Genomic DNA, 15,217 nt, shown 5'->3' on the forward strand with positions numbered 1-15,217 from the left:
CAGGACTATCCTCTGCTGGGTCATGAACGACGAACTGCACGAACGGATACGCGCAGTCATCTCCGACGTACCGACGGGGACAGTCGCGACGTACGGCGACATCGCAGCGCTCTCCGGTGCCCCCTCCCCGCGCCTGGTCGGCCGCGTCCTCGCCGAGGACGGCAACGACCTGCCCTGGCACCGCGTCCTGCGCGCGAACGGCACCCCCGCGCCGCATCTGCTGCACGACCAGCTGGAGCGGCTGCGCGCCGAGGGCGTGCTGGCGGACGGCGACAAGGTGGACCTGCGGAAGTACCGCTGGCGCCCGAACGGGGACGAGCCCGGCGAGGACGAGCCGCCCGGGTTGTTCTAGCTCGGCTTCCGGACGGGCAGCTTCCAGCCGACGCTGCGGTTCCCCGATACGAACGTCCGTGAAGGGCTCCTTGAGAATCTGATTTCGTCGGGGAGCCCTTCACGGACCTCTGCCAAACCCGCACCGTAATACGGCGCGGCACTCGAGCGGAGCGGCGCGCCCACGGCCAGCACCCCGGCGCACCGATCGCGCCGGGCCGAAAAGCGTGGCCTCCGCCATCCTCTCCAGCCATAGCCCGAAGCGTCCGTTTTAGGTTAGCCTCACCTCATGAGCGTCCTGACTTACCACCCCGGCAAGGTCACCGCGGTCCGGCGGGTCACCCCGCACATGGCCCGGGTCACCTTCGACTGCCCGGGTCTCGCCGCGGCGGGCCCGGTGGCGCCGGACGCGTACGTGAAGGTGTTCTTCCCGCTCCCCGGCGACGAGGAGCCGCACCTGCCGCCCGCGGAGACGGAGGACGGCGACGTCCTGTCCTGGTATCGCCGGTACCTCGCGATGCCCGACGACGTCCGGCCGCCGATGCGGACGTACACGGTGCGCGCGGCGCGTCCGGAGAGCGGCGAGGTGGACGTCGACTTCGTGCTGCACGAGGAAAGCGGCGGCCCGGCGTCGACCTGGGCGGGGCAGGCGGAGGTCGGCGGCCGGGTGACGTTCCTCGGGCCGCACGGGCTCTACGACGTGCCCGACGGGACGACCTGGCAGCTGCTAGTGGGCGACGAAACAGCGCTGCCGGCGATCGGCGGGATTCTCGAGAGGCTGCCGCAGTCGGCGCGCGCGTCGGTGTACGTCGAGATCCCGGACCGCGCGGAGCGACAGACCTTCGAGACCAACGGTGCGGTCGAGGTGCACTGGGTGGTCCGCGGCGCGCGTACGCACGGTGAAGCGCTCGTAGAGGCCGTACGCGCGGCCGAGTTGCCCAACGGCACGCCGTACGCGTGGGTGTCCGGGGAAGCAGGCGTCGTGAAGCTGGTTCGGCGACACCTTGTGCGCGAGCGCGGCTTCGACAAGACAGCCATCTGCTTCACCGGCTACTGGCGGCAAGGTCTCAGCGAAGAAGCCGCGGGACGACAGCAGGCCGAAGCGTCCTAACTGAGCTTCGCGACCACCAGCTTCACCAACGCGCCTAGCCGCTGCCGCTCCGGCTGTAGCGTGCTGATTCCGGCTGCCTCCAACGGTGCCGCGGTCACCGGGCCGACGCACGCGCAGACGACCGTGCCTCCGCGCAGGGTCTCGCGCAGTTCCGCGCCGCGGCCGGATTCGTCGGCGAGTGCCAGGAAGTTCGTCGCGGCCGGGGCGCTGGTGAACACCAACGCGGCCAGTTCTCCGGACAGTACTTCGTGGATCAACGAGAACACCGGCTCCGGATTCGGCGGCGTGTGCCAGCGGTAGGGCTGCACGGCGAGCACCGACGCCCCGGCCGCGGCGAGCGGATCGCTGTACTCCGGCAGCGGTGCGCCGTGCAGTTGCAGCGCCACGCGCGCGCCGTGGACACCGGCGTCGGTGAGCGCGCCGAACAGCTCGTCGTTGGACTCGCCGGGCGCGGAGTACTCCTCGCGCAGGCCAACGCCCCGCACCGCGCCGACTGCTTTCGGCCCGCGCGCGAAGATGCGCGACCTGGACAGGATGTCCAGCAGGGGTTCGCGAAGCCCCCACCCCTCGGCGGCGTCGAGCCAGCCGCGGAATCCCGCCCCGGTGGTGACGGCGGTGAGGTCGACCGGCGCGGCGAGCACCGCTTCGGTGCCGCGGCGCAGTTCCGGATCGTCGGCCAGCGGGACGATCGTGATCGTCGGCGCGTGCCGCACTTCCGCGCCGTGCCGGAGCAACGCGCCGATCAGGTCGTCCGCGCGCCGCTCGGCCGTGACGCCGATCCGCACTCCGTCCAGCTCACCCATACGCCTGCCCCATCTCCTGGATCGCCGCCGCCAGTTCCGTCCGCAGGTCTGCCGGCGCGAGCACTTCCAGATGCGGCCCGAACCGCAGCAGTTCGCCGATCGCCGCTTCTCCCGGTTCCACCGGCAGCTCGATCGTCAACCATCCGTCGCCGTCCGGTTCCGCTCCGGCGGCGGCTGCCTCCCGAAGAGCCCGGGCGCCGACACTGCCCGCATAGAACGGTACGAGAGCCTGTGCCCGCGGGGAGAGGCGGACTGTCGCCTTCCGGGGGTACATCCGGCGCTCGAACTGCTCCGACCACTCCTGCCAGTAACGAGCGAGGTCGAAATCCGCCGGTCGCTCGAACTCCTCGCCGAGGTCGGTCAGCTCGTGGATGCGCGAAATCCGGTAGGTGCGATCGGTCCCCTCGCACCGGGCGGCGAGGTACCAGTTGCCCGCTTTGAGGATCAGCCCGAGTGGCTCCAGCACCCGCTCGACCTCGCGCTGTCCCCATCGTTCATAACGGACGCGGACCCTTCGCCCGGCCCACACCGCGTCAGCGACCGCGGACAGGGTCGGCAGGCTTTCGATGCCGCGATGCCAGCCGGGAACGTCGAGGTAGAAGCGTTCGGCGACGCGACCGGCCCGGCTGCGGAGCTCCTGCGGCAAGGCCGCATACAGCTTCAGCTGCGCCGCCGCCAGCACCGTGCCGAGCCCGAGCTCGGCGGCCGCCACCGGGAGTCCGGCCAGCGCCAGTGATTGGGCTTCGTCCTCGTTCAGGCCGGTCAGCCGGGTCCGGTAGCCGTCGACGAGCTGGTAGCCGCCGCTGCGGCCGCGGTCGGCGTACACCGGCACGCCCGAGGCCGACAGCGCTTCGATGTCCCGATACACCGTCCGGACCGAAACCTCCAGCTCAGCGGCCAATTCCTCGGCGGTCATCCGGCCGCGGTTCTGCAGCAGGAGAAGCACGGTCAGCAAACGTCCGGCACGCATGCGCCAAGTATGGCTGAAATACCTGACACAGGATGGCAGGTATGGCTGGTTAACTCAGCGGCATGAACACGTTTGGCATGACGAAGTGGGAAGAGCACGTGGCGAGCGGCGAGGAGGGCGGCCCGCGCGTCGCCTACGTGCACGCCGCGATGGAGTACTCGGGCGTGATCCAGGGTGCGGCCACCGGCGACTACCTGCTGTACTACCCGGGCGAGGGCTACGACGGCGGCGCGACCACGTCGCCGGGCTACGACCGGTTCGAGGGCACGGTCGACGGCCGCCGCGGCACGTTCATCGTCCGCCAGGAGTGGAGCTTCGACCCGAAGAGCATCAGCTCGAAATTCGAGGTCGTGCCGGGCGCCGGGACGGGCGAACTGAGCGGCATCGGCGGCAGCGGGACGGTGCACGGCGTGCTCGGCGAGCCGACCGTGTCCTACACCTTCGACTACACGCTCTGAAGGAGGCCGCGATGCTGGAGGTGTCGCGCGAACAAGCGCTGGCGTACCGGATCGCCGAGCAGGGGCTGCACCGCTCCGTCGCCGATCCGTACGACCTGCCGCTGCTGGACCTCGGTTTGCAGGACAGCATGCGCGACACCGCTTTGCTCTCGCTGGCCGCGCGGTTGCCGGATCCGGTCTCGCCGGAGTCTCTTGTGGACGATCAGCGGTTCGCCCTGGTGTGGTCGCACCGGGGCGCGCCGCATTTCCACCGCCGCGCGGACCTGCCTGAGCTGGTATCCGCTTTGGTGCCGATGGACGATTCGGACGCGCTGGCCCGGATGCTGTGGCAGAAGAAAGACATCCAGGCCGCGGACGTGTCCCCCGTGGACATTCTTTTCACCACCGCGCGGGCGATTCGCAAAGTGGTCACCAAGCCGATGGCCAAGGGCGTGGTCAGCGCCAAAATCACCAAGCTGCTGCCGCCCGCGTTCAGCCGGTGGTGCCGTCCCTGCAACGCGACCCATGTGCACGAACAGCTCATGCGAATCGCCTCCCTGCACGGTGGCGCGCGGCTCGAGGCCGGGCAGAGTCCGGCGACCCTCGCGCCTTTGGAAGATCGCGGGCGGATGTCCACGCGTCCGGTTCCCGCCGCGGTTTCGCGGGTGCTGGAACGGTATTTGCGCTTCAACGGTCCCGCGACGCCAGGTGACGCGGCCGGTTTCGCTGGCACCGCGAAGACTTGCGTTCGCGATACTTGGCCTTCCTCGGTCACCGAGGTCAAAGTGGACAACCGGCGGGCCTTCATTCCGAATGATCGTTTAGCCGCGTTGGAGAATCCGCCGTCGCCCTCCGGGGTACGCCTGCTTCCGCCGCTCGATCCGTACACGCAGGGCCGCGATAAAGCCGTCCTCGTTCCGGACAAAGCGCGGGCGAAAGAGGTGTGGAAAATCCTCGGCAGCCCGGGCGCGTTACTAGTCGACGGCGAGATCCTGGGCACGTGGCGGATGAAGGCGTCCGGCAAACGGCTGGTCTTCACGCTGGCCGAATTCGACCCGCTCCGCCGATCGGACCGCACAGCCGCCGAGGACGAGGCCGCCCGGGTCGCGTCCGCGCGGGGCTATCCGGACTTTTCCGTGACGTGGGGTTGACCGGCGAGCTAGAGTCCTGACGTGCTGAAATGGCTGCTGGACTCAGACCCGGCACTGCGCTGGCAGGTCGAACGGGACTTAGCGGACGCGCCGCCCGAAGTGTGGACGGCCACCCGGCACAAGATCGCGACCGAGGGCTTCGGCGCGCAGCTTCTCGCGCGGCAGGACCCGGACGGACAGTGGGCGGGCGGCGCTTTCTTCCCGGCGGATTTCACCCCCGGACCGGACACCGGACAGCCGTGGACGGCCACCACGTGGTCGCTCACCATGCTGCGGGAATGGGGCATGGATCCGGCGGTGCTGCGCGCCAACCGCACCGCGGAATTGATCGCGGAGAATTCCCGGTGGGAATATCACGATCTGCCGTATTGGGACGGTGAGGTCGACGTCTGCATCAACGCCTGGACGCTCGCGAACGGCGGCTGGCTGGGCGTGGACGTCTCGAAACTCGCCCGCTGGTTCCCCGAGCACCAGATGGCCGACGGCGGCTGGAACTGCGAATGGGTCGACGGGTCCAAGCGCTCGTCCTTCCACTCGACGCTGAACGCGGTGAAGGGCTTGCTCGCCTACGACGTCGCGACCGGTGGCACCGACGAGACGCACGCCGCCCGCCGCGCCGGCGAGGAGTACCTGCTGGAACGCCGGCTGCTGTACCGGCTCTCGACCGGCGAGCAGGTGGCGTCGTGGGTGGATCACTTCGCGTACCCGGTGCGGTGGCACTACAGCGCGATCAACGCGGTCGAATACTTCCGCGAAGCCGCCATCGTCGACGACATTCCGCCCGACCCGCGCCTCGCCGACGCCGTGGAGCGGATTCGCGCGGCCCGGCAGCCGGACGGTACCTGGCTGCAAGACGGCCGGTTGCCCGGTGACATGTGGTTCGAGGTCGACGTCCCGGCTGGGGAACCCTCGAAATGGCTGACGCTGTACGGCACCCGGATTTTGTCCTGGTGGGACTCCGCACAGTCCTAACTGGACCGCGCGACGCGGAAGCCGACGTCGTCGACCCGGAACGTCGGATGGCTCCGCCGGCGCACGGACACCCGGACGCTCCAGTGTTCGTCGGCCCAACCGCCGCCCTTGAGGACGCGATACTCGCCGTAGACCGCCGGGTCGTAGAGATCCCAGCACCAGTCCCAGGTGTTGCCGAGCAAATCGTAAACGCCCCAGGCGTTCGGGAGCTTCTCGCCAGCTGGATGCAACCGGCCGCCGGAGTTTCCTTCGTACCAAGCGATCTCATCCAGGTCGCCATACCTCGGGCCTTCGGTGCCCGCGCGGCAGGCGTGTTCCCATTCCGCTTCGGTAGGCAGCCGGTACCCGGAAGCGGACCGGTCCCAGGTCACTTCGTCCTCGATGCGGTAAGCGGGCGGCAGACCGTCCCGTTCGGACAGTGTGTTGCAGAACCGCACCGCGTCCAGCCAGGACACCTCGACCGCAGGCAGGTTCCCGCCGCCGCGGTAGTGCTCCTGAGTGACCGGGACCGCGCCTAGCTCGAACGCGGCCACGTCGACTGTCCAGCTACGTTCTGTCCGCCGGTCGGTGAGCGTCACCGTTCCCGGCGGAATGGGCACCATCCGCACCGCGCCGAGGTTAGCCGATCGACGCCGGAGTGTCGCCGGGATTGACCGCCAGCCGATAGCCGCGCTTGACCACCGTCTGCACCACTCCGGCGCCGCCGAGGGAAGTCCGCAACCGGCCGATCGCCGTCTCCACCGCGTGCGCCTCGCCACCGGCTGGAAGCTCGGCCGACAGCTCCCGGCGCGTGACCACCCGGCCGGGCTGCCGGGCGAGAGCGCGCAGCAGCGCCATCGGGGCCGGCGCGATCTCGCGCCACTCGCCGTCCACCAACGCGCCGGTGCCGCGGATCTGCAGCACATGACCAGCGGTACACAGCGTCGGCGAGGCAGCGACCAAGGCGTCGGCGACCGTCCTCGCCAGTGCACCGATTCGCGACCGTCTCGGCTGGACAGTCGGGATTCCCAGTGAAGCGAGCGGCCCGGCCGCGATCGGGCCCACGCACGCCACGACCACTCGGCTGCTCAATGCCTCGATCAACGCGGCGAGCCGTCCAGTCCGCCGGGCCATCGCGACGGTGGACGCGGCAGCGGGCGCGCTCGTGAACGGCAACGCGTCGATCGTGCCCTCCAAGACCGCGTCCAGCAGCCGGTCGAGCGGCCCCGGATCGGCCGGGCCCACCCAGCGGTAGACCGGGATCTCGATGACCTCCGCACCCGCTTCCCGAAGGGTCTCGGTGAAATACGGCAGCGGCTCCCCGTGCAACTGCACCGCGATCCGGCGTCCGTCCACTCCGGACTGGGTCAAATACTGCAGCAGCTCCGCGCTGCTCTCCGACGCGGGCGAATAGTCCTCCGCCAGGCCTGCCGTCCGCACCGCCCCGGCCGCTTTCGGACCCCGAGTCAGCAGCGAAGCGTTGGACAGGTGATCGAGCACCTTTTCACCGAGGCCCCAGCCTTCCGCGGCCTCGATCCAGCCGCGGAACCCGATCCTCGTCGTCGCCACCACCATGTCCACTGGCGACTCCAGCAACCGCATCGTCGCCGCGTGCAGCTCGGTGTCGTCGGCCAGCGGCACGATCCGGATCGCCGGTCCATAGCGGACCGCGGCGCCCTGGCGCACAAGCAGCGCGCCCAGCTCTTCAGCCCGGCGCGCTGCCGTGATTCCCACCGTGAACCCGGCCAGCGGCCGGACGTCGGTCACGGCGATCCCACCTCGATCACCCCGTCCCGCACGCGAACCGGATACACCGGCACCGAAACCCCCTCCGCGTCGAGACACGCACCGCTGATGAGCGAGAACCGTTCTTTGTAGACCGGGGACGCGACCACCGGTTCTCCCCCGGCGTCGCCGACGATCCCGCGCGACAGCACGGCCGCACCACTGCACGGGTCCCAATTGGACAGTGCGTACCAGCGATCGCCAGCACGGAACACCGCGACCTGCTGACCGTCGATCAACGCCGCGGCCCCGGAGAACTCCGGGATGTCCGCGGCCGAGCACACCGCGGTCCAGGATGAGGTCATCGTCATCGCCGCACCTCCGGAACACCCAGCAGCACCGGGACCTTCTGCTCCCGCTCCGCCCGGAACGAGATCGACGGGTCCGGCGTCCCCGGCGCGTTCACGAACGAACTGAACCGCGCCAGCTTGTCCGGATCCTCCAGCACACCTCGCCATTCGTCGGTGTAACCCTCGACGTGTTTCGCCATCGCCGCGTCCAGGTCCTCGCAGATGCCGAGGCTGTCGTCCACGATCACCGCGCGCAGGTGGTCGAGGCCGCCGTCCAGTTCCTCGATCCACGGCGCCGTGCGCTGCAACCGGTCCGCCGTGCGCACGTAGAACATCAGGAACCGGTCAATCGTGCGCACCAGAGTCTCAGTGTCTACATCGGACACCAGCAGTTCCGCATGCCGCGGGGTCGCTCCGCCATTGCCGCCGACGTAGAGGTTCCATCCGTGTTCGGTGGCGATCACGCCGAAGTCCTTGCTGCGTGCTTCGGCGCATTCGCGCGCACACCCGGAAACCCCAGCCTTGATCTTGTGCGGCGAGCGCAGCCCTCGATACCGCAGTTCCAGATCGATCGCCAGCCCCACGCTGTCCTGTACGCCATAACGGCACCAGGTCGAGCCGACGCACGATTTGACCGTCCGCAACGACTTGCCGTACGCGTGCCCGGACTCGAACCCCGCGTCGACCAGCCGCCGCCAGATGTCCGGCAACTGGTCCACAGTGGCCCCGAACAGGTCGATCCGCTGTCCGCCGGTGATCTTGGTGTACAGCCCGAAATCCTGCGCGACCTGAGCGATCACCATCAGCTTCTCGGGCGTGATCTCGCCGCCGGGAATCCGCGGCACGACCGAATAGCTTCCGTTGCGCTGCAGGTTCGCGAGGAACCGGTCGTTCGTGTCCTGCAGCGACGCCTGCTCACCACCGAGGATGTGCCCGTTGCCCAGCGTCGCCAAGATCGACGCCACCGCGGGCTTGCACACCGCGCAACCGGTTCCAGTGCCGTACCGGCTCACTACCTCGCTGAACGTCGTCATCCGCGTCGCCCGGATGATCTCGAACAACTCCGCGCGCGACTGCGTGAAGTGCTCGCACAACGCCTTGGACTGCTCGACCCCGCACGCGTTCAGCAACTTCGCCAGCATCGGCACGCACGAGCCGCACGACGTCCCCGCGCGAGTGCACGCCTTCAGCTTCCCGACCGAATCGCAGCCGTCCTCGGTGATCGCGCGGGTCAACGTGCCCTTGGAAACTCCGTTGCACGAACAGACCTGCGCCTCGTCCGGCAAGGCGTCCACGCCGACCGCCGCGCCGCCGCCAGCAGGGGCGAGCAACGCACCCGGGTCGGCAGGCAGCGGGCGGCCGACCAAAGCCCGCAGCGTGTTGTACTCCGCCGCGTCGCCAACCAGGACTCCGCCGAGCAGCGTCCGGCCATCGTCGGTGACGACGAGTTTCTTGTACGTACCGGCCACGGCGTCGTTCACCGCGACTTCCAGCGCTCCCTCGGTGGCCGCGTGCGCATCGCCGAAACTGGCGACATCCACGCCCATCAGCTTGAGCTTCGTCGCGGTGTCCGGTTCGGGGAAGCTCGCCGTCGCGCCGGTGAGCTGCGCCGCGACCACCTCCGCCATCGCATACCCGGGCGCGACAATGCCGTACACCCGGCCTTCAACCGCCGCACACTCACCGATCGCGTAGACCGCCGAGTCGCTGGTCCGGCACGTCGCGTCGACCAGCACGCCACCACGCTCGCCAACGTCCAAACCGGACTGCCGGGCCAGGTCGTCCCGAGGCCGAACACCGGCGGAGAACACCACCAGGTCGACGTCCAGTTCCGTGCCATTGCCCAGTCGAGCCAACAGCCGTGACCCGTCAGCCTCGATCGCCTCCGTCGACGTTCCCGTGTGGACGGTCACGTCGAGATTCGTGATCAGCCGCCGCAGTAAACCGCCGCCGCCATCGTCGACCTGCAACGGCATCAGCCGCGGTGCCATCTCCACCACGTGCGGTGACAATCCCATGTCCCGCAACGCCTTCGCGGCCTCCAGTCCGAGGAGCCCACCGCCGATCACCATCGCCGCCCGGCGGCCGCGACCCTGCCGTTCAGCCGCCGCGCGAATCGCGTCGAGGTCCTCGATCGTCCGGTACACGAACACGCCCGGCAGGTCCCGCCCCGGCACCGGCGGGACGAACGGACGGGAACCGGTCGCCAGCACCAGCGAGTCATACGACTGGACCTGTCCGGAAGCCGTCGTCACCGTCTTCGCATCGCGATCCACTGACACGACGACTTCGCCGAGCCGGAGATCGACCGTGTCGTCGTCCGCGTAGTCCGAACCCGGCAACGCCAGCGCGGCCGGATCCCAGCTGTCCACATAGGAAGTCAGCGCGACCCGGTCGTAAGCGGGACGGTTTTCCTCGCCGAAGACGACTACCCGCCATTCGCCCGCCGCGTCCGCCGCTCGAAGTGCCTCCACGAACCGGTGCGCGACCATTCCGTGCCCGGCGACCACCACTGTAGGCATTTCAGACCTCCGCTCCTGCCAACGCCACCTGCGCGCGCACCGCCGGCTTGCGCAGATAGCCGAACCACGTCACACCCACGCACACCGCGTAGAAGACCAGGAATCCGACGAATGCCGGAACGCCGCTGTGCGCGCTGGCGAACGACTGCCGGAACGCCAGGTTGATGAACAACCCGCCCAGCGCGCCGATCGCACCGGCCAAGCCGATCAACGCTCCGGACAGCCGCCGCGCATTGCGCAGTTCCGTCGCTTCGTCCGCACCGGCCTGAATCGCCGCGCGCGCCTTCACCTGGAAGATCGCCGGGATCATCTTGTAGGTCGAGCCGTTCCCGATCCCAGTGAGCACGAACAAGACAATGAACGCCGCGGTGAACAGCCCCAGCGACTTCGACGAGGAAGCCAGCACCAGCACCACGGTCGCCAACGCCATCGCCCCGAAGGTCGCGAAGGTGACCCGCCCGCCGCCGATGCGATCCGACAGCCACCCGCCGATCGGCCGGGACAGCGAACCCAGCAGCGGACCGAGGAACGTCACTGCCGCCGCTTGCAACGGCGTCCGGCCGAACTGGTTCTGCAGCACCAACCCGAACGCGAAGCTGTATCCGATGAAGGAACCGAAGGTCCCGACATACAACAGCGACATCACCCAGGTGTGTCCGTAACGGACTACCTCGCGCATTGCCTTGGTGTCACCGCGAACGCTGGCCAAGTTGTCCATGAACAACGCGGCGCAAGTCGCGGCGATGACGATCAGGGGGAGGTAGATGTAAAGCACCAGTCGTGGCGCGGTCGCACCAGCGGTACCGATGACGAGGAGCCCCACCAGCTGGATCACCGCGACACCAAGGTTTCCGCCACCAGCGTTCAACCCGAGCGCCCAGCCCTTGTGCCGCTCTGGGTAGAAGGTGTTGATGTTCGCCATCGAGGACGCGAAGTTCCCGCCGCCGACACCGCCGAGCGCCGCCATCAGCACGAAGGTGCCGAGCGAGGTGCCCGGGTGCAGCACGATGGCGGTGAGCACCGTCGGGATGAGCAGCAGCAGGGCGCTGACGACTGTCCAATTGCGACCGCCGAAACGCGCGACCGCGAAGGTGTACGGGATCCGCATGATCGCGCCGACCACCGTCGGCGTGGAGACGAGCAGGAATTTGTCCGCCGCGGAGAACCCGTAGGCCGGGCCCATGAACAGCACCACGACCGACCACAGGGTCCAGATCGAAAAGCCGATGTGCTCGGAAAACACGGAAAACCACAGATTGCGCCGGGCGACGCGCTTGCCGGTCGCTTCCCAGAACTCGTCGTCCTCGGGATCCCAGTGCTCGATCCAACGGCGGGTCATGGCGTCCTCCTCGTTGCCGGGGGCGGTCATTGCGCGGCCAGCCAGTCCGCGACCGCGCCGACCGTGTCGCGGCAGCTGCCGCATCCAGTCGTGGCGCGGGTAGTGCGGGCGAGTGCGGCAGCGTCGGTGGCGCCACCCCGCCAGGCTTCGATCAGGCGGCCTTTGGTCACCGCGTTGCAGCGGCAGATCACTGTGGACGCGGGAAGATCCGCCGGGCTCGCCGCCGTGGGCGCGCCCGCGGGCAGTGCACGGCCGAGCAGCACTGCGAGCCGATCTTCGGGCACCGGCGTGCCTCGGTCGTGCAGCTGGGTCACGGTCGCCGCCGCGTCTGGCAAGCCGAGCAGGATCGCCCCGGTCACGCGGTCGCCGCGCACGACGAGCTTGCCGTACCGGCCGCCGGTCGGATCGTCGAAGGTCACCACCTCGGCAGTGGCGTCCTCGCTGGTCACCTGCGTTTCGCCAAGCGCGGCGAGGTCGATGTCGCGGGCTTTGAGCCGGGTGACCGTCCGCGTGCCGCGATAGCGCGCCGTGGCGTCCGCGCCGGTGAGCAGGTCGGCGAGCACCGCGGCCTGTTCCCACGCGGGCTGCACCAGCCCCGCTGGCGCACCCGGATGCCGCGCGCAGTCGCCCAGCGCGTGGATCCGGCCGTCGCTGGTCCGAAGCAGATCGTCCACCAGAATCCCGCGATCCACCGCGAGTCCGGCTTCTTCGGCGAGCGACGTCTCCGGGCGCACCCCGGCCGCGACGACCACGAGATCCGCCGGGACGAAACTCCCGTCGTCGAGTTTCAGGCCGTCCCCGGGAAGGTGGCGGGCAGCCGTCACCTCGAACCGGAACGTCACGCCCAGCTCCGCCAACCGGCGCGCCAGCACCCGGCCGGCTCCGGAGTCCAGTTGGCGTTCCAGCACATGCGGTTGCGGGTGCACCACCGTGACGTTCGCTCCGCGCCCCGCCAGCCCGCGCGCCGCCTCCAGTCCGAGCAACCCGCCGCCGAGCACCGCGACCGGCGCGCCCGGACGTGCCGCGGCCACAATGCGGGCGCAGTCATCCAGGGTCCGGAACGTGACGACTTCCGGTCCGAGTTCGAGCCCTTCCACCGGCGGCAGCCAAGGCGCGGCTCCGGTCGCGAGAACAACCGCGTCGTAAGGGAAATCCTCGGTTTCCGTGCAGACCACCCGTCGCGTCGCGTCGATCCGCTCCACCCGGGTTCCCAGCCGCAGCTCGACCCGCGTCTGTGCCGCCCACGCGGAATCGTGCAGCCGCACCGTGTCCGGGCTCATTCCGCCAGCGACCACAGTGGACAGCAACACGCGGTTGTACGCCGGATGCGGTTCTTCGCCGAGCACAGTCAGCCGCACCCGGTCGCCTTCCGGGTCACGCCGCCGGATCTCGTCCGCGAGCCGTGCCCCGGCCATGCCGTAACCGATGATGACGACGTTCCGCGCGCTCATGCTTCCGCCCTCGCCAACGACACCGCGCACACCTTGAATTCCGGCATCCGGCTCACCGGGTCGAGTGCCGGGTTGGTCACCAGATTCGCCCGCGCCACACCGGGAAAGTGGAACGGCATGAACACGAGGTCCGCCCGCATCGACGGCACACACCGCACCCGTGCGACGGTCTCCCCGCGGCGCGACCGCACCACCGCGTGGTCGCCGTCAGCCAGTCCGGAGCGAGCCGCGGTGTCCGGATGCACCTCGACGAACGCCTCCGGCACGACCGCCGTCAGTTCCGCGATCCGGCGAGTCTGCGCGCCGGATTGGTAGTGTTGCAGCACTCGGCCGGTGGTCGCCTGCAAGGGAAACGCCTCGTCCGGAAGTTCGGCGGGTCCACTGTGGTCGACATCCGCGAACCGCGCTCGCCCGTCCGGATGCGCGAAACCGTCGAGAAACATTCGCGGCGTGCCGGGATGCGTTTCGGCCGGAACCGGCCAGTGCAACGCTTCCCCGGACCGCAGCCGTTGGTACGTCACGCCGGAGTAGTCCGCGGCTCCGCCCTTCGACGCGGCACGCAGCTCTTCGAAGACCTCCGCCGGGTCGTCCGGAAAACGGTCCGCTGGCTGTCCAATTCGGACTGCGAGCCCCTGCAGCAACGACAGATCGCTGCGCACTCCGTCCGGAGCTTCAATGGACCGTTGACGCAGCAGGACTCGGCCTTCGAGGTTGGTCAACGTGCCCTCTTCTTCGGCCCATTGCGTAACCGGGAAGACCACGTCCGCCAGCGCCGCCGTCTCCGACAAGACAAAGTCGGCCACCACGAGAAGATCCAGTCCGGTCAACCGGTCCTGCACTCGGGAAGAGCGCGGAGCCGAGACCACCGGATTGCTTCCGAACACCAGCAACGCCTTGACCGACTCCCCCAGCGCGTCGAGCAGCTCGACCGCGGACCGTCCCGGTCCCGGCAAACTCTCCGCTGGTACACCCCAAACCTGAGCGACGTGCGCCCGCGCCGCCGGGTCGTCGATCTTGCGATAGCCGGGCAGCTGATCCGCCTTCTGTCCGTGCTCACGTCCGCCCTGGCCATTGCCCTGCCCGGTCAGGCAGCCAAACCCGGACTCGGCGCGACCGGGCAGCCCCAGCGAGAGTGCGAGACTGATCCAACCGCCCACGGTCGCGGTGCCGGACGCGTGCTGTTCCGTCCCACGCGCGGTAAGCACATACGCGTTGCCCGCCCGGGCCAGCATTTCCGCGGCCCGCCGCTGATCCGCGGCCGAGACCCCGGTCACTCGCTCGGCCCGTTCCGGCCACCAGGTGGCGGCGATGCGCCACATCTCGTCGAACCCGGACGTCCGAAGGTCCACATAGGACTTGTCCAGATGCCCCTCGGCGACGACCGCGTGCAGAATTCCCAGGGCCAGCGCGAGATCCGTCCCCGGTGCTGGTGCGAGATGCAACGCGGCCCGCTCGGCGGTCGGGGTGCGGCGCGGGTCGACCACGATCAGTTCCGCGTTGTCCAGATGCTGCATGAACGGCGGCATCGTCTCGGCCGGGTTCGCCCCGGCGAGCAGGACGACCTCCGCGCCCGCGAGATCAGTGACCGGGAACGGAAGCCCACGGTCGACACCGAACGCGCGCATCCCGGCCGCGGCGGCCGACGACATGCAGAATCGGCCGTTGTAGTCGATTTGCGACGTTCCGAGCGCGACCCGGGCGAATTTCCCGAGCAGGTAAGCCTTTTCATTGGTGAGACCGCCGCCGCCGAACACCGCGACCGAATCCGCACCATGGTCCTGACGCGAAGCCCGCAGCCGATCCGCGACGAAATCCAGTGCCTCGTCCCAGGAAACCGGCCGCAGTTCGCCGTCTCGGCGAAGCAACGGCGAGGTCAGCCGCGCACCGGATTCCAGCAGCGCGCCGGCGGTCCAGCCCTTCTGGCACAGACCGCCCGCGTTGACCGGGAAATCCCTTGGCGTGACCCGGGTCTCATCCAGGCGCATCCCGCACTGCAGAGCGCAGTACGGGCAATGTGTGTCGACGTGCGGCAAAGGCGCTCCTCGGATCGGCGATGACCCGACGGTAAGGAGGCCGT

At 69.2% G+C, this 15,217-nt stretch carries 14 protein-coding genes; 5 read left to right on the forward strand and 9 right to left on the reverse strand.

Annotated features, from left to right (window positions below; translation table 11 throughout):
* Nucleotides 1–22: 22 nt before the first annotated feature.
* Together ACZ63D_RS39515 and ACZ63D_RS39520 are read left to right on the forward strand one after the other, a co-directional pair.
* Nucleotides 23–352, forward strand: a complete 330-nt coding sequence (locus ACZ63D_RS39515) for an MGMT family protein (RefSeq protein ID WP_465359444.1) — start codon at nucleotides 23–25, stop codon at nucleotides 350–352.
* A gap of 267 nt (nucleotides 353–619) precedes the next feature.
* Nucleotides 620–1,441 carry a siderophore-interacting protein gene (locus ACZ63D_RS39520; protein WP_465359445.1) on the forward strand — a complete coding sequence of 274 codons (822 nt, stop codon included), beginning with the start codon at nucleotides 620–622 and terminating at the stop codon, nucleotides 1,439–1,441.
* On the opposite strand, the gene ACZ63D_RS39525 is transcribed toward ACZ63D_RS39520, so the two are convergent.
* Together ACZ63D_RS39525 and ACZ63D_RS39530 are read right to left on the reverse strand one after the other, a co-directional pair.
* Nucleotides 1,438–2,244 carry a uroporphyrinogen-III synthase gene (locus ACZ63D_RS39525; protein WP_465359446.1) on the reverse strand — a complete coding sequence of 269 codons (807 nt, stop codon included), beginning with the start codon at nucleotides 2,242–2,244 and terminating at the stop codon, nucleotides 1,438–1,440. The two genes, ACZ63D_RS39520 and ACZ63D_RS39525, sit on opposite strands and share 4 nt — an antisense overlap.
* Entirely contained in the window at nucleotides 2,237–3,214 is a 978-nt protein-coding gene (locus ACZ63D_RS39530) for a helix-turn-helix transcriptional regulator (RefSeq protein ID WP_465359447.1), read from the reverse strand. The genes ACZ63D_RS39525 and ACZ63D_RS39530 overlap by 8 nt, the downstream gene beginning before the upstream one ends.
* 62 nt (nucleotides 3,215–3,276) lie before the next feature.
* Between ACZ63D_RS39530 and ACZ63D_RS39535 the strand changes: the two genes are divergently transcribed.
* Genes ACZ63D_RS39535 through ACZ63D_RS39545 form a run of 3 tightly spaced genes read left to right on the forward strand, consistent with a single transcriptional unit; the run spans nucleotide 3,277 to nucleotide 5,774 of the window.
* On the forward strand, nucleotides 3,277–3,672 hold the full coding sequence (locus tag ACZ63D_RS39535) for a DUF3224 domain-containing protein (protein WP_465359448.1): 396 nt from the start codon (nucleotides 3,277–3,279) through the stop codon (nucleotides 3,670–3,672).
* 11 nt (nucleotides 3,673–3,683) lie between these two features.
* Nucleotides 3,684–4,802, forward strand: coding sequence for a winged helix DNA-binding domain-containing protein (locus tag ACZ63D_RS39540; RefSeq protein WP_465359449.1), 1,119 nt, complete (start codon nucleotides 3,684–3,686; stop codon nucleotides 4,800–4,802).
* 21 nt (nucleotides 4,803–4,823) lie between these two features.
* Nucleotides 4,824–5,774, forward strand: a complete 951-nt coding sequence (locus tag ACZ63D_RS39545; protein ID WP_465359450.1) for a prenyltransferase/squalene oxidase repeat-containing protein — start codon at nucleotides 4,824–4,826, stop codon at nucleotides 5,772–5,774.
* Here ACZ63D_RS39545 and ACZ63D_RS39550 read toward each other — a convergent pair.
* The 7 genes from ACZ63D_RS39550 to ACZ63D_RS39580 are packed head-to-tail and all read right to left on the reverse strand — an operon-like array spanning nucleotide 5,771 to nucleotide 15,173.
* Nucleotides 5,771–6,376, reverse strand: a complete 606-nt coding sequence (locus tag ACZ63D_RS39550) for a formylglycine-generating enzyme family protein (protein ID WP_465359504.1) — start codon at nucleotides 6,374–6,376, stop codon at nucleotides 5,771–5,773. The genes ACZ63D_RS39545 and ACZ63D_RS39550 overlap by 4 nt on opposite strands.
* A 16-nt stretch (nucleotides 6,377–6,392) precedes the next feature.
* The gene (locus ACZ63D_RS39555) at nucleotides 6,393–7,520 is read right to left on the reverse strand and encodes a uroporphyrinogen-III synthase (protein WP_465359451.1); all 1,128 of its coding nucleotides are present in this window, start codon (nucleotides 7,518–7,520) and stop codon (nucleotides 6,393–6,395) included.
* Nucleotides 7,517–7,849 (reverse strand): nitrite reductase small subunit NirD, encoded by a 333-nt coding sequence (nirD, locus tag ACZ63D_RS39560; protein ID WP_465359452.1) that lies wholly within the window; start codon nucleotides 7,847–7,849, stop codon nucleotides 7,517–7,519. Before nirD ends, ACZ63D_RS39555 begins: the two co-directional genes overlap by 4 nt.
* Nucleotides 7,846–10,350 (reverse strand): nitrite reductase large subunit NirB, encoded by a 2,505-nt coding sequence (gene nirB, locus ACZ63D_RS39565; RefSeq protein WP_465359453.1) that lies wholly within the window; start codon nucleotides 10,348–10,350, stop codon nucleotides 7,846–7,848. The genes nirD and nirB overlap by 4 nt, the downstream gene beginning before the upstream one ends.
* Before the next feature lies 1 nt (nucleotide 10,351).
* Nucleotides 10,352–11,689 (reverse strand): nitrate/nitrite transporter, encoded by a 1,338-nt coding sequence (locus ACZ63D_RS39570; protein WP_465359454.1) that lies wholly within the window; start codon nucleotides 11,687–11,689, stop codon nucleotides 10,352–10,354.
* A 26-nt stretch (nucleotides 11,690–11,715) separates the two neighbouring features.
* Complete coding sequence (locus ACZ63D_RS39575) at nucleotides 11,716–13,140, reverse strand: FAD-dependent oxidoreductase (protein ID WP_465359455.1); 1,425 nt, start codon at nucleotides 13,138–13,140, stop codon at nucleotides 11,716–11,718.
* Entirely contained in the window at nucleotides 13,137–15,173 is a 2,037-nt protein-coding gene (locus ACZ63D_RS39580; RefSeq protein WP_465359456.1) for a molybdopterin oxidoreductase family protein, read from the reverse strand. The genes ACZ63D_RS39575 and ACZ63D_RS39580 overlap by 4 nt, the downstream gene beginning before the upstream one ends.
* Nucleotides 15,174–15,217: the final 44 nt, after the last annotated feature.

It is taken from the genome of Amycolatopsis sp. NPDC104775 (assembly GCF_055583325.1).

Coding starts and splice junctions, on each gene's coding strand:
- ACZ63D_RS39515 (WP_465359444.1), top strand. CDS start 23: ATGAACGACGAACTGCACGAACGGATACGCGCAGTCATCTCCGACGTA.
- ACZ63D_RS39520 (WP_465359445.1), top strand. CDS start 620: ATGAGCGTCCTGACTTACCACCCCGGCAAGGTCACCGCGGTCCGGCGG.
- ACZ63D_RS39525 (WP_465359446.1), bottom strand. CDS start 2,244: ATGGGTGAGCTGGACGGAGTGCGGATCGGCGTCACGGCCGAGCGGCGC.
- ACZ63D_RS39530 (WP_465359447.1), bottom strand. CDS start 3,214: ATGCGTGCCGGACGTTTGCTGACCGTGCTTCTCCTGCTGCAGAACCGC.
- ACZ63D_RS39535 (WP_465359448.1), top strand. CDS start 3,277: ATGAACACGTTTGGCATGACGAAGTGGGAAGAGCACGTGGCGAGCGGC.
- ACZ63D_RS39540 (WP_465359449.1), top strand. CDS start 3,684: ATGCTGGAGGTGTCGCGCGAACAAGCGCTGGCGTACCGGATCGCCGAG.
- ACZ63D_RS39550 (WP_465359504.1), bottom strand. CDS start 6,376: ATGGTGCCCATTCCGCCGGGAACGGTGACGCTCACCGACCGGCGGACA.
- nirD (WP_465359452.1), bottom strand. CDS start 7,849: ATGACGATGACCTCATCCTGGACCGCGGTGTGCTCGGCCGCGGACATC.
- nirB (WP_465359453.1), bottom strand. CDS start 10,350: ATGCCTACAGTGGTGGTCGCCGGGCACGGAATGGTCGCGCACCGGTTC.
- ACZ63D_RS39570 (WP_465359454.1), bottom strand. CDS start 11,689: ATGACCCGCCGTTGGATCGAGCACTGGGATCCCGAGGACGACGAGTTC.
- ACZ63D_RS39575 (WP_465359455.1), bottom strand. CDS start 13,140: ATGAGCGCGCGGAACGTCGTCATCATCGGTTACGGCATGGCCGGGGCA.